We start from the raw sequence: 26,263 nt of genomic DNA, 5'->3' as shown, positions 1-26,263 counted from the left end.
CGAACCGCCGTTCCCGTTGCCCCCAGCATTGGAGTTCGAACCGCCGTTCCCGTTGCTCCCTGCATTGGAGTTCGAACCGCCGCTATTCGTATTCTTATCTGTTTTAGCAAAAACAGGAGCATTGAACGCAATGCCTACAATTGCAACTGCAAGTAAAATTTGTATTTTCTTAAACATTGTCAACCTCTTGTTAAAATTTCTAGGTTATTAGTTTTTACAGTACGTTAACTAAAATGCGCAGCAAGTTTTCTCTTTAATCAGCCTAATTATAGACAGCTGTATACAATTAACTTGGCCATAATAAGCCGAACAATCCGAGCATCATTTTTTGATTAAGATAGAGTGAATCGGTAAACGAAAACTGGAACGCGATCAACTCCGCAAAACGGCGGTCCGGAGGCATTAACGCATACCCTTATACACAAGTCCGTCATTCCGGCATGGATTGCCGGAATCCAGGCTGCATGGATAGCTTGAAGCTTGCCATCCCTGGCACTGGATACCCGCTTCCCGTTTCCCGGTGGGTATGACGGTATGGCATTAACGAGGACACTCACAAACTTCTATTTCAGACGAATTGGGGGGAGACGTTCCACGATTGTGGCGCGGATAGGGCGCTCTGGTAATGGTGCAGGCACGACGCCCACTGTCGATTCGCTTCATGCAGCGACTCATCAAAGAACATGAATGCGAGCGAATCCGCCAGAATCAATGACCAGCTCAGGAAGAAGGTGATGGCGCAGCTGAAATCCATTCAAAGTCAGCCTCAAAGGGTTCGTGCATACTTCCGTGCTACATCCGTTACCTATGCGGCATAACTGTTCGATTTTAACGACCGGAAGAATAATGACTGTATTCCCAGAGTCCATTCAGAGGCGGCTACGGCACTTGCCATTTCGAAAGTGTTTTCGAAAGCGTTTAGCTTCGAAAACTTTCCGCCTCTCGCTCAAGTGGCCCCAGTCGGTCGCCGGTGAAGAAAGTCTTTCCAGAGAGTAAGATGTAATTTATAGCAGCCGTTACAGAGTTTATCTTAATCGGCTGAAAATGGCCGTTAGTAGCCGGCCTGTTTTAGTAAAAGGCAGTTGCCCGGTAGAGCATCGCCGAGTTGCCGGGTTGGCAAAACCCGTTAGCCTTACTTCATCTTTCCACGCCGTTATCTATAGCAAGACATCGGCCAATTGCCGGCCGAATTCCTGCAAGGCTTCGCTTAGCGCCTTGACTGCCTCGGCGTGACCGGGGCCTGCTTGAGGGCGGGTGATTCTAGCCTGGCCGTGTTTGACGAGGCGCAGCGTTTTATCGTCCATGATCGACCAGTTTGCCGCCAGCTCGGCGGTTTCGGAAGCAGTGGATTCGAAGCGGACAATGTCGATGATGATGTGGACATCCATCTCGCCGTATGCGCTCCACGGATAGGCTTTGACGATGTCGTTCGGCAGTAGGGCGGACAGGTTTTGCGCCAGCGTTTCGGTAATGGCTTCTTTCAAAGGCGCCGCCCATTGGTGGAATTCGCTGGACGCGATGCTGTTGTCGCCGGTGCGGGTCACGATCTGCTTGCGTCCGAGCAGCGCGGGGACCGTCACCGGACCGACGCCGATCAGCCGTTTAGGGGTTTCGGCTTTTGCGGTTTGCAGAGAGGCGCTCAACGGGCTCAACACATAAAAATGCGTTTCCGGCGTTGTTGCGCAAGCCGTCAGTAGACAGACGGCAAAGATGTTTAAACGGTATAGTAGGAGTAGGTATCGTAGGGTGGATAAGCGCAGCGCATCCACCTTGTGGGTTATGGCGGATGCGCTGTTACACATCATCTTATTCATCATCTTTACCGCGTAATAATGCTTCGGGATGCTGTTCCAGATAATCGGTCAGCTGCCTGATCGACGTGGCCGACTGATTCAGTTCCAGCAGCAGCATGTCGAATTCGTGGCGCGTCGTCGAGCCGGGCTCCAAGAGGCGCAGCAGATGGTCGGCCGATTGCAGTGTCTTGTCGGCGTTGCGCATCGTTTGTTCCGTGCCCGAGAGCAAGCCGTTCGCCGTTTTGGCGGTGGCCTGGAGCGATTTCAGTGTGTTGTTCGCTTCGGTGGTCAACTCTTCCAGCGGAAGTTTCGAGATCTTGTCCATGATCGTCTGCGCCGAATTCGTAAACTGGTCGAGCGAGCTGGGAATGGTCGGAAATTCCTGATAAGGCCCGCTGTGGGCATGCAGAGTGATCTTGCTGTTCGGATGGAAATCGAGATCAACCAGCAATTGGCCGGTCAACAGACTGCCGGTCCGCAGTTGCGCGCGCAGGCCTTTGTTGATCAGACGGGCGATCATGTCCTTATTGCTAAGATTCGGCTGCTTGTTGAATTCCTTGATCCGTTCGGGTTCCAGATCTACCGTAACCGGAATCCGGATGTCCGCGGTTTTGGCGTCCAGCTCCAGGCTGATGCCGGTGACGGTGCCGATCGGTATGCCGCGCAGCTGTACCGGCGCGCCTTCGGTCAGGCCGCGCACCGAACCGTTGAAGTACATCACGTATTTCAGCGTGTTGCGGTACTCGATCCGGGTGGATTGCTCGTAGTTTTCGTAAAGATGGAACATCGCATATTCCGGCTTGATGTCCTTGACCGTATCTTCCGGCGGTGTTCGGAAGGCGATGCCTCCGCTCAGCATCGAAACCAGGGGGCCGGTCCGGACCTTGAAACCGTCTGCGCCGGCCGACAGGTCGATACCGCTGTCTTTCCAGAAACGGGTGTTTTGGCGAACGAACTGGTCGTATGGGGCCTTGATGAAGACGACCAGCCGGATCGAGTCGGCGTTGACCGAGAGTTCGTGGCTCAATACCTCGCCGACCGGAATGCCGTGGAAATTGATCTGAGTATGGGGACCGAGCGAGCCCAGGTTGGCCGTTTCGAGGACGAACTGCCTGCCTTTGGCTTCGGTTTTCAGAACGGGTGCCGTGGAAAGGCCGACAAAATGACGTTCGTAGGCGCCGTCTCCGGGTTTGACTTCGATATATGCCCCGGAAATCAGCGTATTCAACCCCGAGATACCGGCCAGGCCGACCTGAGGGCGTACGACCCAGAAGCTGGTGTTCTTCTTCAGGTAGTGCTCGGCATCGCGTTGCATCTGCGCGGTGACTTTGATCGTTTTCGAATCGTCGTTGATGCTGATGTCGGTCACCTTGCCGATTTCGACGTCCAGATAGCGAATTTTGGTCTTGTCGATTTCAAGGCCTTCTGCGGTCGGGAAATCGATCGTGATCACCGGGCCTTTTTCGGAAGCCGAACGGTAGATCAGCCAGCCGCTGACCAGGAAGGCGCAGATCGGCAGCAGCCAGACGAGAGGAAATTCCGGTTTTTTATTCAGCGAGGCGTCGTGGGTTTCGTAGGCGAATTCGTCGTTCATCATGCGTTTGATGGTCCCAGATCAGGCGGGGATCGAAACTTTTGGCCGCAAAGAGCGTGATCACTACGACCGCGGCGAACGCGGTCGCGGCCGGGCCGGCCAGAACCTGGGCGACGCCGCCGAGATCGACCAGCGAGATTAAAATGGAAATCATGAAAATGTCCAGCATCGACCAGCGCCCGACAAAGGCAATCATCCGGTACATCAGCGTCCAGCGCCGCGCATTGACCTGCCAGCGGTAAAACACGCACAGCCACAACAGCGTCAGGCCGAGCAGTTTCAGCAGCGGCACCAGAATACTGGCGATGAAAACCAGGATGGCGATCGGCAGCATTTCGCCGTCGATCAGGGCCAGGATGCCGCCGAGAATCGTATGCGGTTCGCCGACGCCGAAGCGGGTTACGGTCATGATCGGAAACAGATTCGCCGGCACATACAGTGCATAGCCCGAAAGCAGGAACGCCATCGTGCGCGTCAGGCTGTCCGGAATGCGCGCCTGCAGCGGGCTGCCGCAGACCGGGCAAGGGTGAGGGACCGTTTCCTGCTTTGCGAGTGCGCCGCAGTCATGGCAGCGGATCAGCCCTTGCCGCAGCGCGCCGGGCAATCGCTTCATGCCGGTTTCCTGCGCAGGGCATCGATGCGCTGCCAGAACAGCGTCCGGTCGAGGCTGGCCGCCAGCGCGACAGTGACCAGCAGCAGGCCGACAAACGCATACAATCCCAGGCCGAAGTGCAGGTCGGCCATCGAAGACAGCTTGACGCAGGCGACGATGATGCCGAGCGTATAAACCTCCAGCATCGCCCATTCGTCCAGATGCTGCAGCCAGCGCATCCAGTGCCTGAGGTAGCGGTTTGGGCGGTTCAGATAGAGATGCAGGCTGATCGCAAGACTCAGCAGGATATTCACGAGCGGAAACAACATGCTGGAAAGGAACACCAGTGTGGCGACGGCCCACATGCCTTCTCCGTACAAAGCCGCGACGCCGGACAGTAGAATGCCGTCTTTGGCGTTGCCCAGAAATTTGATACCGACCAGGGGCAGACAATTGGCCGGAACGAACAGCAGCAGACCTGCGACCGACAAGGCAAGGCTGCGCTCGATGCTGTTCTTTTGCGCACGCTGCAACAGAAATCCGCAGCGCGGACAGTGCGCTTTGTCGCCGTCAACGAGCGCTGCCGGCCTCAGCAGCGCATCGCATTCGGGGCATGCCTCCAGCTGTAGTTTAGGCCGGGCGCGCATGGCCGGGAGGTACGGTTACCATTGCGATTCGCCGGTTTCCGGGTCGTACATTTCGTGGAAGATCTTGTGGCGGTTCGCAATCAGTTCGTCGATGGTCGGCGAATTGCCCATCGCGCGCGAAATCGCCAGTTTCATCGCTTCATAATTGGTCCGGTACAGGTCTTTCCGGTCCAGGTCGGGATTGGTCGCGCATTCGGGGGCTATCCAGATCATCGCGATGATGCACAGGTCGTTGACCTGATCGCGCGGCAGCACGCCGTCGATCACGCTATCCAGCACCGCGTCGGCCACCGCCGACTGCACCGGACCGCCGAGCAGGTTCACGTAGGCGGACGACTTGATCGTGACTTTCGGCACCATCAGGGTAGCGGGGCGCACCTGTTGATTGCAGGCACGGATCGCGAACATTCGGGTATGCCCCTCGGTTTGCCCCATCAGGTTCGCAAACGCATGGCCGGCCGGTCCTTCTACATGGCCGATCAGGATCTCGGGCATTGCGTCGGTGCCTTGGCCTTCGCTGGAAAAAACGGTCGCTTCGCCGGTTCTGAACCAAATTTTATCTGACATAAAAAATCCGCAGGTGTAGGTGAACTGATAAAGCCGGCATTCTATGACGGATAGGCAAGGGGGGCAACTGTTATCGGTCCCGAGTTCGGCAGGGGATTTGCGATATCGATGCGATACGCAGCCCGGCTGTGTGTGCAAAACGGCGGAGGATTCGAATGGGTATGATAAGATGGTCCGTTCATTTTCCGTTCAGTTCCCGGGTTCGATACTTGTATGTATCAGCCGTTTTTGCCCGATCATGCCGTACAAATATCTAGCCCCGCTTTTTTCGACCGCTTTGCTCTATCTGGTGTTTTATCTGATCAGTACGTTCAAGTTCGACGTGCAGATCAAGGCGGTAGCGATTCCTTACGACTTTTTTCTGCAACTGATTGCGGCTTACATGCTGTTCGCCTGGTCTCGGCGGATTTGGATATTTCTAGTGCTGCAGACCTTGCTGGCCGGTGTCCTGTATATCGGCAATGCGGTCAAGATTTCGTTTTTCGGCGGCCCGATCATGCCGGACGACGTCTATGCGCTGCGCTCGCTGCTGTTGATCCTGGAAGGCTGGCGCTTTTTCGCGGCGGCGATCCCGTTGGCCGCGATCGCCAGCCTGTTCCTGTTCAATTTTACCATGCGGCACTGGAGCGCTTACCTGGCCAGCGTCGTTGCGATTCTGCTCGGGATGACGATCGTTTACCAGCCGGCGATGATTGTGGAGCCGATCGACAAGCATTTGGGCAATTCGGTCTGGGATCAGCGCTCGAACTATCTTTGGCACGGCGCAACGATGTACAGCTTGCAGGAAGGCTCGCGTTATTTCCTGATGGCCGACGTGGCGCCCGATATCGACGACGCGCAAGAGGCGGCCCATAACCTGCTGTCTGCCCAGCCGCCGGCGGATCGTCCAGGCCCAACTTTTACGCCGCGCAATGTGCATCTGGTGCTGCTCGAATCGTTTTGGGATCCGAACGGGCTGAAAAAGGCGCGCTATAAACAGAATCCCCTGGCGCCGGAGTTTCGGAAACTCTGGAAAAGCGCCGATTATGCGCATGCGATGGCACCGGTCTTCGGCGGTTTTACCGCCAACTCGGAGTTCGAAGTATTGTGCGGTTTTCCGGTGGTGAAGGACAGCGTCAAATTCGAGCGCCAGCTGTTGAATCATGTCCCGTGCCTGCCGCGCATTCTGGCGGATAAGGGCTACAGAACCACCGCTTCGCATCCGAACGTGCCGGTGTTCTGGAACCGGGTCAATGCGTATGAACGGATGGGCTTCCAAACCTACTGGTCGCTCGACGACTTCGTACAGGACGATATGAACCGTGAGTTTTTGTCCGATGTTTCGCTCTACCGGCAGGTGCTGGACAAGATCAAGCCTACTCTCGAAGCCAGGCAGCCGATCTTCGATTACATCGTGACTTATTTCGGTCATTGGAATTATCCGCTCAGCGAAAGCCGGCCGCCCAAGATCTTGTCGCCGTCTCCGGTCGAGGAAGTCACGACCTATGCGAACACCGTGTATTATAAATCGCGGGAATTGATGGGCTTCATCGCCGAGATGCAGAAACGCGACCCGGACGGCATCATCATCCTGTTCGGCGATCATCTGCCGTTTCTGGGCGAAAATTTCGCAGGTTACGTCGATTCGGGCGTGCTGGCGCCGAACCGCAGCGAGTTTACCTCAGATATGTTCAAATTTTACGTCAGTACGCCCATGCTGGTCCTGAACGGCCGCCAAGGGCCGGTCAAAGTCGGCAGCCTGCCGCTGTACCAAGTGCCGGCGCTGATTCTGAAATTGTTGAATTACGACGAGCAGTCCATCATGGATTATACGCACCCGGTTCAGGGGATGCGCATCCGGCCTCTGCCGGGCCTGCATTTCGATCTGCTCGACGACGGCAGGATCGAGGTCTGCAAGGAACCGCCTTATAACGAAGTATGTCAAAAATCCGCAGAATGGCTGCGCAATGTGAATACCGTCAGCAATGATTTGTTCATCGGCCGACAGGAGACGCGCCCTCAATATTCGTCCCCTCTCGTTGCCCAGGACCTTGATTTCGTCGGTCCGCCCGAGAAACCTAAAGCTTCCGAGTGAATCGCCGGATCCGGCAGCTCCGGAATATTTGGCGGCTTGTCCTCCGAGACTCATGCCATTTTACATCCTGTTTCGGCCGTCATTGCGATAGGCACTTGTTTTAGGAGCAGCCGGTATTTTGGGAAACGTCAATCATTTCTTCCGGATTCTCACCAATTGCCCCGTTCGCGACGTTCGGATTGCTAAAACAGGTTCTATGCGTCCCCGCATTTGATTTATACTATGTGCCCTTTAAAGACGAGGTCTGCCGGCTCCGCTATCTGTTAAGGCGATTTTGCAAATAGGACGGAACCTTGGGGAGTCTCCCCGAAATGCATCAATTTCACTCGCAAAGAATTCAAATACTACTCGCTAGAACAGGAACATAGAATGGCCAACAATTTGATTTCAGAAATTACCGGACAGAACGACATCGATCCGGCCGAAACGAGGGAATGGATTGAAGCCTTACAGGCCGTTCTGGAAAAAGACGGCAACGAGCGGGCGCATTTCTTGATCGAGCAGCTGGTGGCGGTGGCGCGCCATTCCGGATTCGATGTGCCTTTTAGTGCCAATACCGCCTATCTGAATACGATTCCGGTTTCGCGGCAGGCCAAATACCCCGGTGATCAGGACATCGAGCAAAAAATCCGCGCCTACGTGCGCTGGAATGCGATGATGATGGTGCTCCGGGCGAACAAGCATACCAACGTCGGCGGCCATATTGCGAGTTTTTCCTCAGCGGCGACCCTATACGAAGTCGGCTATAACCATTTCTGGCATGCGCCGTCCGATCAGCACGACGGCGATCTGATTTTTACCCAAGGCCATTTGACGCCGGGCGATTATTCGCGCGCGTTTCTGCTCGGCCGCCTGACCGAAGCGCAACTGGACAGCTTCCGCCAGGAAGTCGGCGGCAAAGGCCTGTCGTCCTATCCGCATCCGTGGCTGATGCCGGAATTCTGGCAATTTCCGACCGTATCGATGGGCCTCGGCCCGATCATGGCGATTTACCAGGCGCGCTTCATGCGCTACCTGCAGGGGCGCGGTCTGGCCGATACGAGCGGGCGCAAGGTCTGGAGCTTTCTCGGTGACGGCGAAACCGACGAACCGGAATCGCTCGGCGCAATCGGCCTGGCAGGACGCGAGAAACTCGACAACCTGATCTTTGTCGTCAACTGCAACCTGCAGCGGCTGGACGGCCCGGTGCGCGGCAACGGCAAGATCATCCAGGAACTCGAAAGCGAATTCCGCGGCGCCGGCTGGAACGTGATCAAGGTCGTCTGGGGCCAGCGCTGGGATACCTTGCTGGCGCGCGATAGCGAAGGCCTGCTCGCCAAACGGATGATGGAATGCGTCGACGGCGATTACCAGACTTTCAAGGCGAAGGACGGCGCCTATGTACGCGAGCATTTCTTCAATACGCCGGAATTGAAGGCGATGGTGGCGGACTGGTCCGACCGCGACATTTGGGAATTGAACCGCGGCGGCCACGACTCGGTGAAGGTGTTTGCGGCATTCCAGGCGGCGGTCAACCATCAGGGCCAGCCGACCGTGATTCTGGCGAAGACGATCAAGGGCTACGGGATGGGCGAGTCCGGCCAGGCGCAAAACATTACCCACCAGCAAAAGAAAATGAGCGAAGAGTCGCTCAGCAAATTCCGCGACCGCTACAGTCTGCCGGTCAGCGACGAGCAATTGCACGATTTGCCTTATTTGACCTTTCCCGAAGGTTCGAAAGAGCTCGAATACATGCGGCAGCGCCGCACCGAGCTGGGCGGCCATCTGCCGGCCCGAAGAGCCAAGTCTTACGCGCTGGACGTGCCGGTACTGAGCGACTTCAAGGCGCTGTTGGAAGCGACCGGCGAAGGCCGCGAGATTTCGACCACGATGGCGTTCGTCAGGCTGTTGAACATTCTGACCAAAGACAAGAACATCGGTAAACGGATCGTGCCGATCGTGCCCGACGAATCCCGGACTTTCGGGATGGAGGGCATGTTCCGGCAGCTCGGCATCTGGTCGCAGGTCGGCCAGCTGTATACGCCGCAGGACGCCGATCAGTTGATGTTCTACAAGGAAGACAAACACGGCCAGGTGCTGCAGGAAGGCATCAACGAAGCGGGTGGCATCTGCGACTGGATCGCGGCGGGCACCTCGTACTCGACGCACAACGTGCCGATGATTCCGTTCTTCATCTATTACTCGATGTTCGGCTTTCAGCGCGTCGGCGACCTGATCTGGGCAGCCGCCGACCAGCGCACCCGCGGCTTTCTGATGGGCGGCACCGCCGGTCGGACCACGCTGAACGGCGAAGGCCTCCAGCACGAAGACGGCCACAGCCATCTGATCGCCGCGACGGTGCCGAACTGTATCAGCTACGATCCGACCTATGCTTACGAACTGGCGGTGATCATCCAGGACGGTCTGCGCCGGATGTATGTGAATCAGGAGGATATCTTCTATTACATCACCGTGATGAACGAGAACTACGAGCATCCGGCGATGCCGAAAGGGATCGAACTGGATATCCTGAAAGGGATGTACCTGTTCCGCCAGGGTGCAAAGAAGAAGGGCCCGCGCGTGCAGTTGCTCGGTTCCGGCTCGATCTTTCGGGAAGTCGAGGCGGCCGCCGAGTTGTTGCGCAGCGACTGGGGCGTCGAGTCCGATCTGTGGAGCTGCCCGAGCTTTACCGAGCTGGCGCGCGACGGCCACGACGCCGAGCGCTGGAGCCGCCTGCATCCGGCCGAACCGGCTCGGGTGCCGCACGTGGCCAATTGCCTGGCGAATCAGGCAGGACCGGTGATTGCGGCCTCCGATTATATCCGTGCGTTTGCCGACCAGATTCGGCCGTTCATCAAGGCGCCGTATACCGTATTAGGAACCGATGGGTTCGGCCGTTCGGATACCCGCGAAAAACTGCGCCGTTTCTTCGAGGTCGACCGTTATCATGTGACGGTCGCGGCATTGAAAAGCCTGGCCGATATGGGACAGTTCGATGCAGGAAAGGTTGAAGTCGCGATCGCCAAATACGGCATTGATCCCGAAATCAAAGCGCCCTGGTTAGTTTAAGCGGAAGGAACAAAATGACGAATTTGGTTGAAATTAGAGTGCCGGACGTCGGCAATGTGACCGATATCGACGTGGTCGAGGTGCTGATCAAGCCGGGCGACGTGGTCGAGCTGGAGCAAACGGTCGCCTCGCTCGAAACCGACAAGGCGGGCATGGATTTGCCGTCGAGCGCGGCAGGCACGGTCAAGGAAGTTTTCATCAAGCGCGGCGACAAGGTGTCCCAAGGTACGCTGATTGCAACTGTCGCTGCGGAAGAAGGGAAAGCGGAGGCCAAGCCGGAGGAAGCGAAGGCACAGCCGGCTCCTGCTCCCGCGCCGGCGGAAGCGCCGAAGGCGGAAAAAGCTCCGGAACCGGTATCGGCGCCGGCCCCGGCGCCTGCTCCCGCGAGAGAAGTTTCCGCTCCCGTATCCGCAGTCGCTCCCGGCGTGATCGCGCACGCCTCTCCGTCCGTACGCCTGTTCGCGCGCGAGCTGGGCGTCGATATCGCCAAAGTTACCTCTGGTTCCGGGCGCAAAGGCCGCATTCTGAAAGAGGACGTGAAGGCTTATGTCAAGAAAGCGCTGACCGAGCAGACAGCCGTGGCCGGCGGCGGCATTCCGCCGATTCCGGCGGTCGATTTTTCGGTGTTCGGCGAAACCGAGACGGTCAAACTGAGCAAGATCAAACGCCTGACCGGGCAGAATCTGAGCCGCGTCTGGCTGAATCTGCCGATGGTGACCTACCATGAGGAAGCCGATATCACCGAACTCGAAGCATTCCGCAATCGGATCAACGCCGAAAAGAAGAACGGCGAGGTCAAGATTACCGGCCTGATGTTCATCATCAAGGCGGTGGTGGCGGCGATGCGGCAGTTTCCGAGTTTCAACGCTTCGTTGTCGAGCGACGGCGAAAGCCTGATTCTGAAAAAATATTACAACATCGGCATCGCGGTCGATACGCCGAACGGGTTGGTCGTGCCGGTCTTGCGCGACGCCGATACCAAGAGCATCAACCAGTTGGCGGCAGAACTCGCCGAAAAAAGCGAGAAGGCACGCCAGGGCAAGCTGATGCCGGGCGACATGCAGGGTGGCTGCTTCAGTATTTCGAGCCTTGGCGGGATCGGCGGCACCGCCTTTACCCCGATCGTAAACGCGCCCGAGGTCGCCATCCTCGGCGTGACCCGCGCCAAGATGCAGCCGGTCTGGAACGGGAAAGAATTCGAACCGCGCCTGATGCTGCCGCTGGACCTGACGTATGACCACCGCGTGATCGACGGCGCCGAAGGCGCCCGCTTCATGGCCGCGATCAAGACCTATCTGGGCGATCTTCGCCGCCTGTTACTTTAATTCCCGGAGACATCGGATATGAGCGACGCAACATTGCATACGGAAGTTTTAGTGTTGGGCGGCGGTCCCGGCGGCTATACGGCGGCATTTCGCGCGGCCGATTTGGGTAAGCAGGTCACTTTGGTGGAACGCTATCCGGTGTTGGGCGGAGTCTGCCTGAACGTCGGCTGCATTCCGTCGAAAGCGCTGCTGCACATGGCGCAGTTGATTCATGAGGCGGAAGAAGTGCAGGATCATGGCTTGTCGTTCGGTAAGCCCGAGATCGATATCGACAAGATCCGGGCCTGGAAAGAGAGCGTCAGCAAATCGCTGAATACCGGCCTGTCAGGACTGGCCAAACAGCGTAAAGTCACCGTTGTGCAGGGCGCCGGCCGATTTACCGCACCGAATACGGTCGCGGTGGAAACACCCGAAGGCGCCAAAACCATCACGTTCGATCAGGCGATCATCGCGGCGGGTTCGTCTCCGACCCAAATTCCAAGCTTTCCGAATGACGATGAACGTTTGTGGAATTCGACCGATGCGCTGGAGCTGAAACAGATTCCGAAAAAGCTGCTGATCGTCGGCGGCGGGATTATCGGCCTCGAAATGGCGACTGTCTATCATGCATTCGGCTCCGAAATCCATGTGGTCGAATTGATGGACCAGATCATTCCGGGCTGCGACAAAGATCTGGTGACGCCGCTGCTGAGAAGGATCAAGAAGCAATACAAGAACATCTGGCTCGAAACCCGGGTGGCCGCGATCGAGCCGCAAAACGACGGCCTGAAGGTATCGTTCGAAGGTAAGGGCGCGCCCGAATCGGAACTGTTCGATGCGGTGCTGGTCGCGGTCGGCCGTCGCCCGAACGGCAAGCTGATCGGCGCGGAAGCGGCCGGCATTACGGTCAACGAGCAGGGTTTCATCCCGGTCGACAAGCAGCAGCGGACGAATGTGCCGCATATTTTCGCGATCGGCGACATCGTCGGCAACCCGATGCTGGCCCATAAAGCGACCCACGAAGGGAAGGTGGCGGCCGAAGTCGCGGCCGGTCACAAAGCCGGGTTCGATGCGCTGACGATTCCCTCGGTCGCCTACACCGATCCCGAGATCGCCTGGATGGGGCTGAGCGAAAGCCAAGCCAAACAGCAGGGCATCGATTATAACAAAGCGGTATTCCCGTGGGCCGCGAGCGGCCGTTCGCTGAGCCTCGGCCGCAAGGAAGGCGTGACCAAGATCGTCTGCGACAAGGCGACAGGGCGGATACTCGGCGCGGGGATGGTCGGCCCGAACGCGGGCGAATTGATCGCGGAAGCGGTCTTGGCGCTCGAAATGGGCGCCGATGCGGACGATATCAGTCTGACGATCCATCCGCATCCGACGCTCTCCGAAACTTTCGGATTTGCCGCCGAAATGATCAACGGAACGATTACCGATCTTTACGTCAAAAAAAGTTAATTTCCCCGGCACGAGCCGCATCCCGGCAATTGCCGGGATGCGGCCGTCGAAGTACCGCCCAAGCGCGACGCTTGAAGCATTCCCGATCCGAATGATTTAAAATTATCATTTGCCCCATGCAATTTGCACTATAATTCTGCCGATCAAAGCGGCCTGTCGGTGCCGGCATCATCTTATCGGCGTACCGTTCGGATTCTTCCTGTTTTTCAAGAAAACGCACCCCAACTAAATCCTTTCAAGTATCTTAATGAAAAGAACACTAACGATTTTGTTAACGTTGACCGTGCTTGTCCTGGTCAATTTCAGCATTTGGAGCTACATCAACAACCCGCTGCAATTGAGATCCTGGACCAAAACGACCATGGGGGTGACTTTCGATCCGCGCCGGAAAGAATATACCCAGAAAAACGGTCAATTCCCGACCGAAGCGGAAATCGATGCCGATCTGGCCGTGCTCGAAAACAAGGTTCATGCGGTCCGTACCTACAGTGTTTTGAAAGGTCTGCACAAGGTGCCGGAACTGGCCGCCAAGCACGGCTTGAATAGTACCGTCGGTGCCTGGATCGACGGCGATCTGGAAAAAAACCGCCAGGAAATCGAGACTCTGCTGCAAGTCAGCAACCAGAACAACAATAAAATCGTCCGGGTGATGGTTGGCAACGAGGTGCTGTTCCGGAACGATATTCCGGTGCAGCAGCTGATCGAGTATATCCGCGAAGTCAAGAAGCGTACCTGGCGTCCGGTCAGTACCTCGGAAACCTTCGACATCTGGCTCAAGCATCCCGAATTGGTCGCTGAAGTCGATTTCATCGGCGCGCATATCCTGCCTTACTGGAACGGGATCGCGGTCGAGGATGCGGTCGATTTCGTGTTCGAGAAATACGAGGAATTGAAGAAAGCTTATCCCGACAAGCCGATCGTGATTACCGAGGTCGGTTGGCCGTCGGATGGGCAGCCGTCCCGCCATGCGACCGCCTCGCGCACGAATCAGGCGTTTTTTCTGCGGGAGTTTCTGAATCGGGCCGCCGAGCAGAAGATTCCTTATTATATCGTCGAAGCGTTCGACCAACCTTGGAAAATGGAAATCGAAGGTTCGGCCGGCGCTTACTGGGGCATTTTCAATGCCGACCGGCAGCCGAAGTATCCGATGGACGGCGCGGTATTGGCGCTGCCGAGCTGGCGGGATTGGGCGACCGGCGCGGCCGCGGCGAGCGCGGTGCTGATGGGGCTTTTCCTGTTTACGCGCCGGACGATGGCATTGCCGGGCATCGTCTTTTTCGGCGTGATTACCAACCTGGCCGCCTCGTTCATTTTCTGGACCGTATCGATCGGCGCGCAGCAGTACCAGACCGAATTGACGATCGTGTTCTGGGTGCTGCTGATCCTGATGCAATTATTGGCGTTGACCATTCTGCTGATAGAAACGATGGAAATCGTCGAGGTGGTCTGGCACCGGCGCACCACGCGGACTTTCCAGCCGCTGGCGCCGTCGCCCGATTTCCGCTATCCGAAGGTATCGATTCATCTGCCGATTCATAATGAGCCGCCGATGATGGTGCGGAAGACGCTCGAGGCGCTGGCCAAGCTCGATTATCCGCACTACGAAGTGATGGTGATGGACAACAACACTAAAGATCCCGCGGTTTGGGAGCCGGTGCGCGACGACTGCGAACGGCTGGGCGAGAAATTCCGTTTTTACCATCTTGAAAATTGGCCCGGCTTCAAGGCCGGAGCGATCAATCATGCGCTTGTCGAAACCGCGCCGGATGCCGAAATCATCGCAGTGATCGACAGCGATTATATTCTGTCGCCGGACTGGCTCAAATGCATGGTCCCGTATTTCGACAACGAGAACATCGGTTTCGTGCAGTCGCCGCAGGATTACCGCGACGGTCACGTGAACCTGTTCAAGCGCTTCTGCTATTGGGAATACGCCGGCTTTTTCAATATCGGCATGGTGCAGCGGAATGAATACAATGCGATCATCCAGCACGGTACGATGACGATGATCCGCAAGTCGGCGCTGCTCGAAGTCGGCAAATGGTCCGAGTGGTGCATTTGCGAGGACAGCGAGCTCGGTTTGCGTTTATATGAAGCCGGCTACGATTCGGTCTATGTTAAGGATTCGTTCGGCCGCGGCCTGATGCCGGACACGATGTCCGGGTATATGACGCAGCGTTTCCGCTGGGTGTACGGCGCAATGCAGATCATCAAGGCGCACTGGAAGAGTTTTAAGCCGACTAAAAAATCTCCGCTGACCTCGGCCCAGCGCTATTATTTTGTGGCCGGCTGGCTGCCTTGGTTTTCGGATGCGCTGGCGCTGGTGTTCACGGTCGCGAGTCTGGTGTTGACCGGGGTGATTTTCCTGGATCCGATCCATACCGAATTGCCGGTCAATGCGTTCCTGCTGCCGACGATCGGCCTGTTTACGTTCAAAATTCTACGCAGTTTGTGGCTGTATCAAGCCAAAGTGCCGTGCAGGCTGTGGGAATCGGTCGGCGCCTCGCTGTCCGGCTTGGCGTTGACGCATACGGTGGCGCGCGGGGTCTGGCAAGGGATGTTCGTTCCGGGCAAACCGTTCATGCGTACGCCGAAGTATGAAAAACAGGGTCCGCTGTTTGCCGGTCTGCTGGTGATCCGGCAGGAATTGTTCTTGCTCATTTTGCTGATGGCGGGCGTTTTCGGCATGAATTCGCTGGAACATTTCGATAATCTGAGCGGCAAGCTCTGGATGGGGGTGCTGTCGGTGCAGGCGGTGCCGTATCTGGCAACGACGATCACCTTATTGATGAGCATATTGCCGCATTACCGGAAAGGCTCGGCGTTGACGATCGACGAGATTGACGACGAAATCGTCGCGTCGTCAGGGAAACCCGAATAAGGGTTCCAAATCCCGGCAAAGCGGATCAGGTCAATCCCGGGTCCGCTTTGCCGATTTCTGCGTTAGTTATCGTTTTTGATGATTCAACGTTGAGCGTTCGGCTCTCCAAGACAGCCAGAGCATCCAGATCTTACTTACCTACCGCTGCTTCACCCGTTATTCCCTTATGGCGCTGATTAAACAAGAAGACTTCGTCCAAAGCATCGCCGATGCCTTGCAGTACATTTCTTATTACCATCCGTTGGACTTCATTCGGGCGCTCGATGCCGCTTACCGGAGGGAGCAAAACCCGGCCGCGAAGGACGCGATGGCGCAAATCCTAATCAATTCCAGGATGTGCGCGGAAGGCAGGCGGCCGATTTGCCAGGATACCGGCATCGTGACGGTATTTTTGAAAATCGGGATGCAGGTCCAATGGGATGCGATGCTCAGCGTCGCCGATATGGTCAACGAAGGCGTCCGCCGTGCCTATCTGCACCCCGATAACGTCCTGCGCGCCTCGGTGCTGCGCGATCCGGCCGGCAAACGGATCAATACGAAGGACAACACGCCGGCCGTGATTCACATGGAAGTCGTGCCGGGCGACAAAGTCGAAGTGAACGTCGCGGCGAAAGGCGGCGGCTCCGAAGCGAAGGCCAAGTTCGCGATGCTGAATCCGTCCGACAGTATCGCCGACTGGGTGCTGAAAACGGTTCCAACGATGGGAGCGGGCTGGTGTCCGCCGGGGATTCTCGGCATCGGCATCGGCGGCACGGCCGAAAAAGCGATGCTGCTGGCCAAACAAGCTTGCATGGAGTCGATCGACATCCAGGAGCTGATCGCGCGCGGTCCTTGCAATGCGCTGGAAGAACTGCGGCTTGACCTGTATCAAAAAATCAACGCACTGGGAATCGGTGCGCAGGGATTGGGTGGGCTGACCACCGTGCTCGACGTCAAAATTCTCGATTATCCGACCCATGCGGCGAACCTGCCGGTCGCGATCATCCCGAATTGTGCCGCAACCCGGCACGCGCATTTCGTGCTGGACGGCGCAGGTCCGGCCAAACTGGTTCCGCCCCGCCTGGATGATTGGCCGGAAATCAGCCGGGAAGGTGAGGGTGCAAAGCGCGTCAATCTCGACACGGTTACGCGTGAGGAAGCCGCCGCCTGGCAGCCCGGCGAGACATTATTGATTAGCGGAACCTTGCTGACCGGCCGCGATGCGGCGCACAAGCGCCTGACCGATCTGATCCGGCGCGGCGAGCCGCTGCCGGCCGGCGTCGATTTCAAGGACAAATTCATTTATTACGTCGGTCCCGTCGATCCGGTGCGGGATGAAGTGGTCGGTCCCGCCGGTCCTACGACTGCCACGCGGATGGACAAATTCACTGAAACGATGCTGGCCCATACCGGCCTGCTCGGGATGATCGGCAAGGCCGAGCGCGGCCCCCAGGCGGCTGCGGCAATCAAGCGGCATCGGGCGGTCTACTTGATGGCGGTCGGCGGCGCGGCCTACCTGGTCTCGAAGGCGATCCGGAAATCCCGCGTAATCGCGTTCGAAGATTTGGGTATGGAGGCGATCCATGAGTTCGTCGTCGAAGACATGCCGGTTACCGTCGCGGTCGACAGCCGGGGCGTTTCGGTGCACGAGACCGCGCCGGTTGTATGGCGCGAAAAGATCGCCCAGATAGAGGCTTAAACAGCTGTCGAAGTAGGGTACGCATCGCGTGCCTGATTTGAAGTTTTGTTTATCTGCGAACCCTGAAAGGCACGCGATGCGTACCCTACGCCGCGCTCTCTTCTCCCATGCTTATTGTCAAGCTCCAAAGTCGAATGGCATTTTTCAGCAGCGGAGCATGTCTTACTAGAGTAATTGCTCGTCAAACTTACTCGGAGGCCGTTACCATGACGAAACTCCTGAAAATCTTATTCTTGGTATTACCTCTTGCCGGCTGCGCTGCGGCGATACCGGCGCTTCCCGCGTTATCGGCGTTGATTCCGCCGAGTGGAGGCACCCAGGTATTAACTACGACCACAGTCCACCTGTCCGGAAAAAATTACAAAATCATAAAAGCCAATGCGACCGGCAGCAGTGTCGGTTTTAGCTTTTTGGGCCTGATTACGGTGACAGCGCCTCATTACGACGAGGCGATTTCCAAGCTTTACCGGAGTGCGCCGGTTTCTGAAGGCAAGCCCCAGACTATTGTCAATGCGGTGTTTGAACATAGTTCTTCCTATTTCATTTTATTCGCACTGCCCAAGATCACTGTGCGCGCGGATGTGATCGAATTTACCGACAATGCAGGCGGAGCGCTGCCGCATTATTGAAATAGAGAATTTTTTCGCCATAGCTTAACGGCATCGAAAATGCGCAACACGGCCTAATGGTTTGATTGTTTTATTAAATGCCCGGATCGCAAGCCGGACAATTTTAGGTAAGCGGCTTTTTACGCCAAGTCCATTTCCGGTATAATCACGCCATTTTTAACGAAGAAAATTAAGGCGCTATGTCGGAAATCAAAAAAGTGGTATTGGCTTATTCCGGGGGCTTGGACACCTCCGTGATTCTCAAATGGCTGCAGGAAGTTTACAACTGCGAGGTTGTGACCTTCACGGCCGATTTGGGGCAGGGCGAGGAAGTCGAGCCCGCGCGTGCGAAGGCGCAGTCTTTGGGCATCAAGGAAATTTACATCGATGATCTGCGGGAAGAGTTCGCCCGCGATTTTGTATTCCCGATGTTCCGCGCCAATGCGATTTACGAAGGCGAATACCTGCTGGGCACTTCGATCGCGCGGCCGTTGATCGCGAAACGGCTGATCGAAATCGCCAACGAAACCGGCGCGGATGCGATTTCGCACGGCGCGACCGGAAAGGGCAACGATCAGGTGCGTTTCGAGCTAGGGGCCTATGCGTTGCGTCCCGGTATTCACATCATCGCGCCGTGGCGAGAATGGGAGCTGACTTCGCGCCAGACCCTGCTCGACTATGCGGAAAAGCACGGTATTCCGGTCGAAATGAAAAAAGGCAAGGCGTCGCCTTATTCCATGGACGCCAACCTGCTGCATATTTCCTACGAAGGCCGCATTCTCGAGGATCCGTGGTCGGAGCCCGAAGAAGACATGTGGCGCTGGACCGTCTCCCCCGAAGCCGCGCCCGACCAGCCGACCTATATCGAGCTGACCTATCAGCAGGGCGACATTGTGGCGATCGACGACGTGCCGCATTCGCCGGCGCAAGTCATGGAAAAGCTGAACAAGATCGCCGGCGAGAACGGCATCGGCCGCCTGGATATCGTCGAAAACCGCTATGTCGGGATGAAGTCGAGAGGCTGCTACGAAACGCCGGCCGGTACCGTGATGCTGAAAGCGCACCGGGCGATCGAATCGTTGACGCTGGACCGGGAAGTGGCGCATCTGAAGGACGAACTGATGCCGCGTTATGCCTCGCTGATCTACAACGGCTACTGGTGGAGCCCTGAGCGCCGGATGCTGCAAACGATGATCGACGCTTCGCAGGTCAACGTTAACGGCAAGGTTAGGGTCAAGCTGTATAAAGGCAACGTGATCGTGGTCGGTCGCCGCTCCGATTCGGATAGCCTATTCGACGAAAGCATCGCGACTTTCGAAGACGACGGCGGCGCCTACAATCAAAAGGATGCCGAAGGCTTCATCAAGCTGAATGCGCTCAGAATGCGGATTGCGGCGGCAAAACATTCGCGCTGATTCGCAAAAATAAAATGCGGCGATGACCGATTAGCTTGTATAATTCGTCCCGATCATAGCATGCGATCTTTTGATAACTATAAAAATAATTGGGCCGGACGTTCAGGGGGAAGCTGTATTGTTCGGTCCGAGAGGCGTTAATTGATGAACGAGAATCAAGAGTTTCATTCCCAGATTATCGAGGTTCGAGGCAGGCTGCAAAGCATTCCTTCGACTCAGGCGTTGATCAAGGCTAATCGGTTTTTGTTGCTGACGGTTTGTTTATTGACAGTACTGGTCGCTGTTCTCGGTTATTTTGTAGTTCCTCCCTATCAAGCCGGAGCCTATCTGAAAAAACAGCCGGGTGCGGGTAATCTCGGCGAGGGCAATTCGGTGCTGAGTTCCGAAGTGAATGCGCTCAAAGGGCAGGTGATCGGACTGGTCAGCGGTTCGATCGAGAGCAAGCTCAGGATGCTCGAGGACAGTATCAGGATGGGTGCCGCAGCTACCTCGCTCGGTACGATCGAAGACCTGAAAAACGACGTTAAAGTGCTGCGTTCCTATTCGGATCCAAAGCCGAAAGTCGAGCAGTCCGCCGCCGGTACGAGCGAGCAGGTGCTGAAGGAAGTGTCCCAATTGAAAAAACTGATTTATGTCAGTTTGGGAGCTTGCGGGCTGTTGCTCGCGGCAGTAGCCGGTATCTGGTTTAAAAACCTGAATATTTTGACTTATAAACAAACCATCAAAAGTTATCTGCATAAGCAGTAACCGTTTATTTCGATACAAAAAAGCCGCACTGACATACGTGAGTGCGGCTTTTTTATTGCCCGGTTTTTTGAATTCAGTTTCCGTCAATTCAAAGCGGCGTAAATCGCTCCGTGCAATCTGCAGGGTGTCAGGAACACCCTGCCAAGTATTTAATTGATTATTTTGTTTTCAGATATTCGTACAAATCATCAATAGCCAGTTCTTCGGTCAGACCGGCTTTTTTGACGGCTGCGTTCTTCATGATTTCATCCATCGCTTTCGGCATGCCGCCTCTGCCTTCACGCAGAACTTGTTCGAATTTCGCTCTGTCCAGAGTGCCTGCTTTGATCAGTTCGGACAGTTGAGGGTTTGAAGCGATGTCGTGGCAAGTGCCGCAACCGCGACCGAAAGCGCGATCATAGATTTTTTTGCCGATATCGGTAGCTTCGCTGGAAAAAGCTTGTCCGCTCAGCGCGACCAAAGCAATACCCGCGAACGCGGTTAATGATTTTTTCATGTTGACCTCTCTTGATGTTGAAAAGAACTGCAGAACAGTCCGATTAAAAAGTTAAACTCGCTAAGGATAAGGAATTTAACGGGAAATTTCAATTCTTGTTGTTATTCACCGAGCCGCCAGTCCGTTGCAAATCATTATCGATATCGACGATGAATGCAGACTGAATTATTACTGCAATATTATCGCAAGGATTAGCGGTTAGAGCCAGTGTTCGAGCGAAAGAAAGCCCGCCGGACGCTGTTCCGGCAGGGCTTTCTTAAGTCGTTTTAAACCACTCCAGCTTGCTGTGCAGGTTGACTACGGTGCCTATGATGATCAGCGTCGGGGCCTTGATCTGTTCGTGGGAAACCTGTGCAGGCAGCGTTTCGAGCGTACCGGTAATCACCTTTTGATGGTCCGTGGTGCCTTGCTGAATTAGCGCGATCGGCAAATCCTTCGGACTGCCGTGCGCGATCAGCGAGGAACAGATCTGTTCCAGGCCGACCAGACCCATGTAAATCACGACGGTCTGATTTGGGGCGGCCAGTTGCGTCCAGTTCAAATTGACCGTGCCGTCTTTCAGGTGGCCGGTCACGAAAGTGCAGGACTGCGCATGATCTCGGTGCGTGAGCGGAATTCCCGCGTAGGTCGCGCAGCCGGAAGCGGCAGTGATGCCCGGCACGACCTGAAACGGGATGCCTTGCTGCATCAGGGTTTCGATTTCTTCGCCGCCGCGGCCGAAGATGAAGGGGTCGCCGCCTTTCAGGCGCGCGACGCGCTTGCCGGTTTTCGCCAGATCGGCCAGCAGCTCATTGATCGACTCCTGCGGCAGCACATGGTCGTCTCGCTGTTTGCCGACATAGATTCGTTCCGCATCGCGCCGCGCGAGATCGAGAATTTCCGGCGTGACCAGCCGGTCGTAAACGATCACGTCGGCCTGCTGCATCAGCCGCAATGCGCGGAAGGTCAATAAATCGGGGGCGCCTGGGCCAGCACCGATCAGATAGACTTCGCCGACCGTTTGATTCGAATCGATGCGTGCCATGCTTTCCACAAGATGGCGCTCGGCTTCTTCATCCTTGCCCGTATAGACCAGTTCGGCTGTTCGCCCCTGAAACTGGTTTTCCCAGAAGATTCGTCGCTGCGCGGGCTGCCGGATGACTTGTTTGACTTTATTCCGATATTTTTCGGCAAGCTGTGCGAGGCGCCCGTAACTCGGCGGCACGACGCTTTCGATTTTGGCCCTGAGCAGACGAGCCAGCACCGGCGAGGCGCCGCCCGAGGAAACCGCCGCTACGACCGGCGACCTATCGATGATGGCGGGAAAGATGAAACTGCACAGGGCGGGATTGTCGACCACGTTCACCGGAATGTTTCGTTCCTGCGCCAGGCAGGAAACCCAGCGATTGGTTTCGCTGTCGTCAGTCGCCGAGACCACGAGCCGAAAATCGCCTAAATCCTCGGCCGCGAAACGTTTTTTCAACACGTTCAACGGAGATTTGACGGCGAGCGCCGCGAGACTGTCGTCGATCTCTTCGGCAATCACGGTAATGCGGGCGCCGGCCCGGGACAACAGTTCGATCTTTCTGACGGCCACCTCGCCGCCGCCGATGACCAGACAAGGCTGATCCTTAAGATTCATGAAAAGAGGGAAATAATCCATTTCGGTGCGAGCGTTCTCGGAGAGTTGGGAGAGTGGTATTATAGGGGGTCTTTTCCGAGTCATTGCAATTTTAAAAAACAAACGATGGTTGAATTTGATATCGAAGTCGATGCCAGCGGCCTGCATTGCCCGCTGCCGCTTTTGCGCCTGAAAAAAGCCCTGATGGAGATGGACAGCGGCGGCATAGTCAAAATCATCGCCACCGATCCGGCGGCGCATCTGGATATCGGCGTTTATTCGGACCAGTCCGGGCACAAGATCCTCGATTTCGTCCGCCACGCAGAACAGCAAATCTTTTATATCCGCAAAAAATAAACGGCTGCCGGTCGTTTAGAGAGCGATCCTGCCGTTTTTCGCCTTTCCCGATCATGACTGATACCATTCTTCCCCGCATTGCGGGATACAGGGCTTTGAAGAAATTGCGCACGGTATTGGCGATTGCGCGCGGCTGCGTGCTGCTGTCCGTGCTGCGCCAGGAAAGCGAAGTGACGATTTCGCACGACCAGACCAAGCGCGTGACCTATTTGACCGAGCTGTTTTCGCACATTCACCGTGAGATGTACCACGACTGGAAGGAGCAACTGACGGTCGAGCACCGTCCGGGGTCGATGGTTGATCCCGTCAAGCGTCAGCAATTCCGGAAAGCCGTGGCAGGGCTCGTGCTCGACGATGAAAAAAGCCGCGATACTGCCATTTTCGATAATAACGGTTTTGTGATCCGTACGGCCGACATTGCGGAACGTCTCGCCGGCTTCTACCTGAAGATGCGCCGGATACGCCCTTTCTCGTACGGCAACCGGATTACGCTCGATTTTTTCATGACCGTGCTCGGGAAGCTGCCCGCCTTCAAAAGCGTTTATGAGGCGGGTATCGATTTTCGGCGGCTGACCGCCTGCGATGCGAAAGCTTTGCACGACCCGCACAGTTCGCTCGAGGATCTGACGCTCGCGTTCGTGCATGCGCTCGATCCTTCGCGTACGCAAAGCTTGCAGAACCGGCCGAATGCTTTCGGCAAATGGCCGGAGCACAAGACCTTCGTCGGCGGTATTCCGTTTTTGTCGCACCGGACCGAAAACGGCGTGGATTGCCTGGTCCGGATCGATGGCGGCTTGGTGCCGCTCGCCAGCGTGAATGAAGAAGATTTTGTCGCCGGCAAGCATTTCGCGGATTTTCCGAGCCGGGTTTCGGAGCAGGTGATCGGCTATTTGCCTGGTACCGAGACACTCCGGGACTCGGGAAAAGATGAAATCGACGGGGTCCGGTCGAGCGCGGGCGAGGCGGCGCCTCTGTTCTGTCTGGACATCAATATGCTGAGCGGTTTGCGTTTGCCGAGCCATACCGAACTGTTGGAGCTGCTCAGGCAATGCGAAGGCGTCAAAACGCCGATTTTCAAGCTCGCCAATAATGAAGCACTGAAAAACCGTCTGCTGATCGCCGCCGACGGCGACCTCAGGCTTAGACGCGGCGTCGAGATCGCTTACGAAAGGCTCGCTCGGATCGCGGGCAAGCTGGAGCGTGCGAAGGCGGCCATTTTCGAAGGGAAAACGCCGGATTCGAACCCGAAGCTGTTTATGTGCATGGGCGGGGCCGGCGCCGGTAAGACCGCGGTCGAGGAAATCGCCAGGGCCGAGTGCGGGGACAATTTCGTGATCGCGTCGCTGGACGAATTCCGCAAGGTCAGCGATTCTTACCTGGTGCTGACCGCGGCCAGCCATCACAGCGATGATTATGTCTATGTCGAGCCGTTCGCGAACCGGCTGCGCGACATGGTCGCCGAACATGCGCGCACGTTCGGCTACAATCTGCTCTATGACGGTACCAGCATTCCCTATCATCCGCGCTACGCGAATCTGGTCAGGCAATTCAAGGAGTCCGGTTTCCATACCCAGATTGCGGCGGTCGATGCGTTTATCGTGAAGCCGTCCGGACGCGAGGAAGAGTTGTTCCGTTCCGGCGTGATCGACAGCGTGAAGGCGCGTTTCGACGAGGCCGGACGCGCTCTGCCGTGGGTGATTACCGTTTATAAGCACATCCGTTCGCCTGAGTCATTCCTGAACGCGCTGGAAGACCCGGCGCTGGATAAGCTGGCGCTGTTTGCGAACGACGGCGAACGCGGCCGGCATTACCTGGTCGCCGAAAGCTTTCCGCTCTCCGACCGGCAGGTGGAAGTTTTGCGGGAGAAGCAGCGGGACGGCGGCCTGGCCGACCATTTGCGCCTGATTATCGCCTGGCGCTCCGATTCGCTGCTGAACAGATTGTCGCTGGGCGACCAGGATCGGCTGGCCGGGCTCTCAGCCCGCAATCCGGCGTTCGAAGAGAGCAATGTCGCCTATCAGATTTATCCGGTGCAGAACGGCAACCGGGTGCTGTTGATCTACAACACTCGGCGCATGATCGATTTCGTCGAGAAACGCCAGCTCAATCCGCATGCCTCCGGCGGGGAAGGGCTTTTGCACAAGCCCGAGGCGCTGGCCTTCCATGTCGACCCGCATACGAAAGAGCCTTGGGTTACTCGGTTGCAAGGTTCCCAAAGCGGATAGAATTGTTGAACGTGATGGGGGCGGAGGAAGATGATCGTTCCGCCCGTGTACAGCCTTGCTTGGCAGCGTTTATTCGGCTGCTGTTTCCTCTTCTTCGGGCTGGGGATTTTTCAACTTGTCCAGGATTTCCTGGGCATGCCCTTCCGGGGTGACGCCGTAGGCGACGTCCTGCAAAATGCCTTCCTTGTCGATGATGAAGGTCGAGCGCAGAATGTGCATGCCTTTGACGCCGTTCTTCTCGCGTTCGCGCCAGACACCGTAGTTTACACACATTTCGCCTTTGGTATCGGCGAGCAGTTCTACTTTCAGTCCGTACTTCTTGACGAAATCGGCATGGCATTGGCAGGTATCCTTGCTGACGCCGACCACGACCGTATCGAGTTTGGCGAATTCATCGGCCAGCTGGGTAAATTCATTGGCCTCGATCGTGCAGCCGGGGGTGTCGTCTTTCGGATAGAAATATAAGACAATGTTTTTCTCGCCGGCAAAATCGTGCAGGCTGACCAGTTGGTTGTTCTGGTTCATTGCTCTGAACATCGGAGCGGGTTGGAGTTTTTCTAGCATCAAACACCTCAAATCTCGTTATTGTTATTATGGTACACTCAGTACAAAGCCGGGCTTCGGTGCGAACGGCCAATGAGCAAGACCGGGTATTTGTTTGTCTGAGTGGGTATGATCGGAACACCGTTCACTGACGATGTCCTCCGCATGATAATCAGCCTGCAAACGAAAGTCTAGCCATTGTCTTGATCCGGTTGATAAATAATTCTCCGTCCGGCCGGAAGCAAGGTATGCGATGGGATAAAGTTAATGGTAAAAATTTTGGAATAAGCGATGAATGCGAGTCTGGAGAAAATCAACGGCTACAGTATAGTGAATGTGCTCGACGAACGGATCGATGCGCATAATTCGGCCGGGTTGAAAGAAATGTTCCTGCGTTTAATCGAACAGGGAGAGGCCAAGATCGTCGTGCAGCTGGACAAGGTGCGCTTTATCGACAGTTCGGGGCTCGGCGCGCTCTTGTCCGGACACAAGAATCTGACATCTAAGAAGTCGGGGCGGTTTATCCTGGCCGGCTGCAAACAGCAGGTGCTGTCGATGTTTGAATTAACGCGTTTGAACCGAATTTTCGAAATTTATGCCGATCTAACCGAAGCTTTGGAAAATGAAAAATAAACG

At 56.2% G+C, this 26,263-nt stretch carries 21 protein-coding genes; 12 read left to right on the top strand and 9 right to left on the bottom strand.

Annotation, left to right across the window (positions count from 1 at the left end; all coding sequences use genetic code 11):
• Window positions 1-568: 568 nt before the first annotated feature.
• The 6 genes from JJL52_RS18055 to fae all read right to left on the bottom strand — a co-directional run bounded on the left by JJL52_RS18055 (window position 569) and on the right by fae (window position 5,193).
• Window positions 569-754 carry a hypothetical protein gene (locus JJL52_RS18055; RefSeq protein ID WP_202053887.1) on the bottom strand — a complete coding sequence of 62 codons (186 nt, stop codon included), beginning with the start codon at window positions 752-754 and terminating at the stop codon, window positions 569-571.
• Window positions 755-1,157: 403 nt separating this feature from the next.
• Window positions 1,158-1,814, bottom strand: a complete 657-nt coding sequence (locus JJL52_RS18050) for a PqiC family protein (protein ID WP_236994343.1) — start codon at window positions 1,812-1,814, stop codon at window positions 1,158-1,160.
• Window positions 1,807-3,390, bottom strand: coding sequence for a PqiB family protein (locus JJL52_RS18045; protein ID WP_202053886.1), 1,584 nt, complete (start codon window positions 3,388-3,390; stop codon window positions 1,807-1,809). The genes JJL52_RS18050 and JJL52_RS18045 overlap by 8 nt, the downstream gene beginning before the upstream one ends.
• Window positions 3,341-4,000 (bottom strand): paraquat-inducible protein A, encoded by a 660-nt coding sequence (locus tag JJL52_RS18040; RefSeq protein ID WP_202053885.1) that lies wholly within the window; start codon window positions 3,998-4,000, stop codon window positions 3,341-3,343. The genes JJL52_RS18045 and JJL52_RS18040 overlap by 50 nt, the downstream gene beginning before the upstream one ends.
• Complete coding sequence (locus JJL52_RS18035; protein ID WP_202053884.1) at window positions 3,997-4,626, bottom strand: paraquat-inducible protein A; 630 nt, start codon at window positions 4,624-4,626, stop codon at window positions 3,997-3,999. The genes JJL52_RS18040 and JJL52_RS18035 overlap by 4 nt, the downstream gene beginning before the upstream one ends.
• 15 nt (window positions 4,627-4,641) lie before the next feature.
• Entirely contained in the window at window positions 4,642-5,193 is a 552-nt protein-coding gene (fae, locus tag JJL52_RS18030) for a formaldehyde-activating enzyme (RefSeq protein ID WP_202053883.1), read from the bottom strand.
• A 238-nt stretch (window positions 5,194-5,431) separates the two neighbouring features.
• Here fae and JJL52_RS18025 point away from each other — a divergent pair, with 238 nt between their 5' ends.
• The 9 genes from JJL52_RS18025 to JJL52_RS17985 all read left to right on the top strand — a co-directional run bounded on the left by JJL52_RS18025 (window position 5,432) and on the right by JJL52_RS17985 (window position 20,406).
• Complete coding sequence (locus tag JJL52_RS18025; RefSeq protein WP_202053882.1) at window positions 5,432-7,267, top strand: LTA synthase family protein; 1,836 nt, start codon at window positions 5,432-5,434, stop codon at window positions 7,265-7,267.
• A 369-nt stretch (window positions 7,268-7,636) separates the two neighbouring features.
• Window positions 7,637-10,315 carry a pyruvate dehydrogenase (acetyl-transferring), homodimeric type gene (gene aceE, locus JJL52_RS18020; protein WP_202053881.1) on the top strand — a complete coding sequence of 893 codons (2,679 nt, stop codon included), beginning with the start codon at window positions 7,637-7,639 and terminating at the stop codon, window positions 10,313-10,315.
• Window positions 10,316-10,329: 14 nt separating this feature from the next.
• Window positions 10,330-11,640: a dihydrolipoyllysine-residue acetyltransferase gene (gene aceF / locus JJL52_RS18015; protein WP_202053880.1), complete on the top strand. Its 1,311-nt coding sequence runs from the start codon at window positions 10,330-10,332 to the stop codon at window positions 11,638-11,640.
• Between the two features lie 18 nt (window positions 11,641-11,658).
• Complete coding sequence (gene lpdA, locus JJL52_RS18010) at window positions 11,659-13,077, top strand: dihydrolipoyl dehydrogenase (RefSeq protein WP_202053879.1); 1,419 nt, start codon at window positions 11,659-11,661, stop codon at window positions 13,075-13,077.
• 247 nt (window positions 13,078-13,324) lie between these two features.
• Window positions 13,325-15,958, top strand: coding sequence for a glycosyltransferase (locus tag JJL52_RS18005; RefSeq protein WP_202053878.1), 2,634 nt, complete (start codon window positions 13,325-13,327; stop codon window positions 15,956-15,958).
• Window positions 15,959-16,124: 166 nt separating this feature from the next.
• A complete protein-coding gene (locus JJL52_RS18000) occupies window positions 16,125-17,636 on the top strand; it encodes a fumarate hydratase (protein WP_202053877.1) in 1,512 nt (503 codons plus the stop codon).
• Between the two features lie 107 nt (window positions 17,637-17,743).
• The gene (locus tag JJL52_RS17995) at window positions 17,744-18,265 is read left to right on the top strand and encodes a DUF6567 family protein (protein ID WP_236994342.1); all 522 of its coding nucleotides are present in this window, start codon (window positions 17,744-17,746) and stop codon (window positions 18,263-18,265) included.
• 179 nt (window positions 18,266-18,444) lie between these two features.
• The gene (locus tag JJL52_RS17990) at window positions 18,445-19,659 is read left to right on the top strand and encodes an argininosuccinate synthase (protein WP_202053876.1); all 1,215 of its coding nucleotides are present in this window, start codon (window positions 18,445-18,447) and stop codon (window positions 19,657-19,659) included.
• Between the two features lie 144 nt (window positions 19,660-19,803).
• Window positions 19,804-20,406, top strand: coding sequence for a hypothetical protein (locus JJL52_RS17985; protein WP_202053875.1), 603 nt, complete (start codon window positions 19,804-19,806; stop codon window positions 20,404-20,406).
• A gap of 157 nt (window positions 20,407-20,563) precedes the next feature.
• On the opposite strand, the gene JJL52_RS17980 is transcribed toward JJL52_RS17985, so the two are convergent.
• Both JJL52_RS17980 and cysG read right to left on the bottom strand, forming a co-directional pair.
• The gene (locus JJL52_RS17980; protein WP_202053874.1) at window positions 20,564-20,902 is read right to left on the bottom strand and encodes a cytochrome c; all 339 of its coding nucleotides are present in this window, start codon (window positions 20,900-20,902) and stop codon (window positions 20,564-20,566) included.
• Window positions 20,903-21,158: 256 nt separating this feature from the next.
• Window positions 21,159-22,544, bottom strand: coding sequence for a siroheme synthase CysG (gene cysG, locus JJL52_RS17975; RefSeq protein WP_202053873.1), 1,386 nt, complete (start codon window positions 22,542-22,544; stop codon window positions 21,159-21,161).
• 84 nt (window positions 22,545-22,628) lie between these two features.
• Here cysG and JJL52_RS17970 point away from each other — a divergent pair, with 84 nt between their 5' ends.
• Window positions 22,629-22,859 carry a sulfurtransferase TusA family protein gene (locus JJL52_RS17970; protein WP_202053872.1) on the top strand — a complete coding sequence of 77 codons (231 nt, stop codon included), beginning with the start codon at window positions 22,629-22,631 and terminating at the stop codon, window positions 22,857-22,859.
• Window positions 22,860-22,912: 53 nt separating this feature from the next.
• Window positions 22,913-25,084, top strand: a complete 2,172-nt coding sequence (locus JJL52_RS17965) for a zeta toxin family protein (RefSeq protein ID WP_202053871.1) — start codon at window positions 22,913-22,915, stop codon at window positions 25,082-25,084.
• 69 nt (window positions 25,085-25,153) lie between these two features.
• Here the strand turns inward: JJL52_RS17965 and JJL52_RS17960 are convergent, their stop codons facing one another.
• Complete coding sequence (locus JJL52_RS17960) at window positions 25,154-25,648, bottom strand: peroxiredoxin (RefSeq protein WP_202053870.1); 495 nt, start codon at window positions 25,646-25,648, stop codon at window positions 25,154-25,156.
• A 270-nt stretch (window positions 25,649-25,918) separates the two neighbouring features.
• Here JJL52_RS17960 and JJL52_RS17955 point away from each other — a divergent pair, with 270 nt between their 5' ends.
• Window positions 25,919-26,260 carry an STAS domain-containing protein gene (locus tag JJL52_RS17955; RefSeq protein WP_202053869.1) on the top strand — a complete coding sequence of 114 codons (342 nt, stop codon included), beginning with the start codon at window positions 25,919-25,921 and terminating at the stop codon, window positions 26,258-26,260.
• Window positions 26,261-26,263: the final 3 nt, after the last annotated feature.

Source organism: Candidatus Methylomicrobium oryzae (assembly GCF_016745425.1).
GTDB classification, from domain to species: Bacteria; Pseudomonadota; Gammaproteobacteria; order Methylococcales; family Methylomonadaceae; genus Methylomicrobium; species Methylomicrobium oryzae.
This window is presented reverse-complemented; position numbering and strand designations above follow the sequence as displayed.

Excerpts from the sequence above, each read along its gene's own strand:
- JJL52_RS18025 (WP_202053882.1), top strand. The coding sequence starts at position 5,432 with ATGCCGTACAAATATCTAGCCCCGCTTTTTTCGACCGCTTTGCTCTAT.
- JJL52_RS18045 (WP_202053886.1), bottom strand. The coding sequence starts at position 3,390 with ATGATGAACGACGAATTCGCCTACGAAACCCACGACGCCTCGCTGAAT.
- cysG (WP_202053873.1), bottom strand. The coding sequence starts at position 22,544 with ATGGATTATTTCCCTCTTTTCATGAATCTTAAGGATCAGCCTTGTCTG.
- lpdA (WP_202053879.1), top strand. The coding sequence starts at position 11,659 with ATGAGCGACGCAACATTGCATACGGAAGTTTTAGTGTTGGGCGGCGGT.
- JJL52_RS18035 (WP_202053884.1), bottom strand. The coding sequence starts at position 4,626 with ATGCGCGCCCGGCCTAAACTACAGCTGGAGGCATGCCCCGAATGCGAT.
- JJL52_RS18050 (WP_236994343.1), bottom strand. The coding sequence starts at position 1,814 with ATGAATAAGATGATGTGTAACAGCGCATCCGCCATAACCCACAAGGTG.
- JJL52_RS17970 (WP_202053872.1), top strand. The coding sequence starts at position 22,629 with ATGGTTGAATTTGATATCGAAGTCGATGCCAGCGGCCTGCATTGCCCG.
- JJL52_RS17990 (WP_202053876.1), top strand. The coding sequence starts at position 18,445 with ATGTCGGAAATCAAAAAAGTGGTATTGGCTTATTCCGGGGGCTTGGAC.
- JJL52_RS17985 (WP_202053875.1), top strand. The coding sequence starts at position 19,804 with ATGAACGAGAATCAAGAGTTTCATTCCCAGATTATCGAGGTTCGAGGC.
- JJL52_RS17965 (WP_202053871.1), top strand. The coding sequence starts at position 22,913 with ATGACTGATACCATTCTTCCCCGCATTGCGGGATACAGGGCTTTGAAG.
- JJL52_RS17955 (WP_202053869.1), top strand. The coding sequence starts at position 25,919 with ATGAATGCGAGTCTGGAGAAAATCAACGGCTACAGTATAGTGAATGTG.
- aceE (WP_202053881.1), top strand. The coding sequence starts at position 7,637 with ATGGCCAACAATTTGATTTCAGAAATTACCGGACAGAACGACATCGAT.
- JJL52_RS18000 (WP_202053877.1), top strand. The coding sequence starts at position 16,125 with ATGGCGCTGATTAAACAAGAAGACTTCGTCCAAAGCATCGCCGATGCC.
- JJL52_RS17960 (WP_202053870.1), bottom strand. The coding sequence starts at position 25,648 with ATGCTAGAAAAACTCCAACCCGCTCCGATGTTCAGAGCAATGAACCAG.
- JJL52_RS17980 (WP_202053874.1), bottom strand. The coding sequence starts at position 20,902 with ATGAAAAAATCATTAACCGCGTTCGCGGGTATTGCTTTGGTCGCGCTG.
- JJL52_RS17995 (WP_236994342.1), top strand. The coding sequence starts at position 17,744 with ATGCTTATTGTCAAGCTCCAAAGTCGAATGGCATTTTTCAGCAGCGGA.
- aceF (WP_202053880.1), top strand. The coding sequence starts at position 10,330 with ATGACGAATTTGGTTGAAATTAGAGTGCCGGACGTCGGCAATGTGACC.
- fae (WP_202053883.1), bottom strand. The coding sequence starts at position 5,193 with ATGTCAGATAAAATTTGGTTCAGAACCGGCGAAGCGACCGTTTTTTCC.
- JJL52_RS18005 (WP_202053878.1), top strand. The coding sequence starts at position 13,325 with ATGAAAAGAACACTAACGATTTTGTTAACGTTGACCGTGCTTGTCCTG.
- JJL52_RS18040 (WP_202053885.1), bottom strand. The coding sequence starts at position 4,000 with ATGAAGCGATTGCCCGGCGCGCTGCGGCAAGGGCTGATCCGCTGCCAT.
- JJL52_RS18055 (WP_202053887.1), bottom strand. The coding sequence starts at position 754 with ATGGATTTCAGCTGCGCCATCACCTTCTTCCTGAGCTGGTCATTGATT.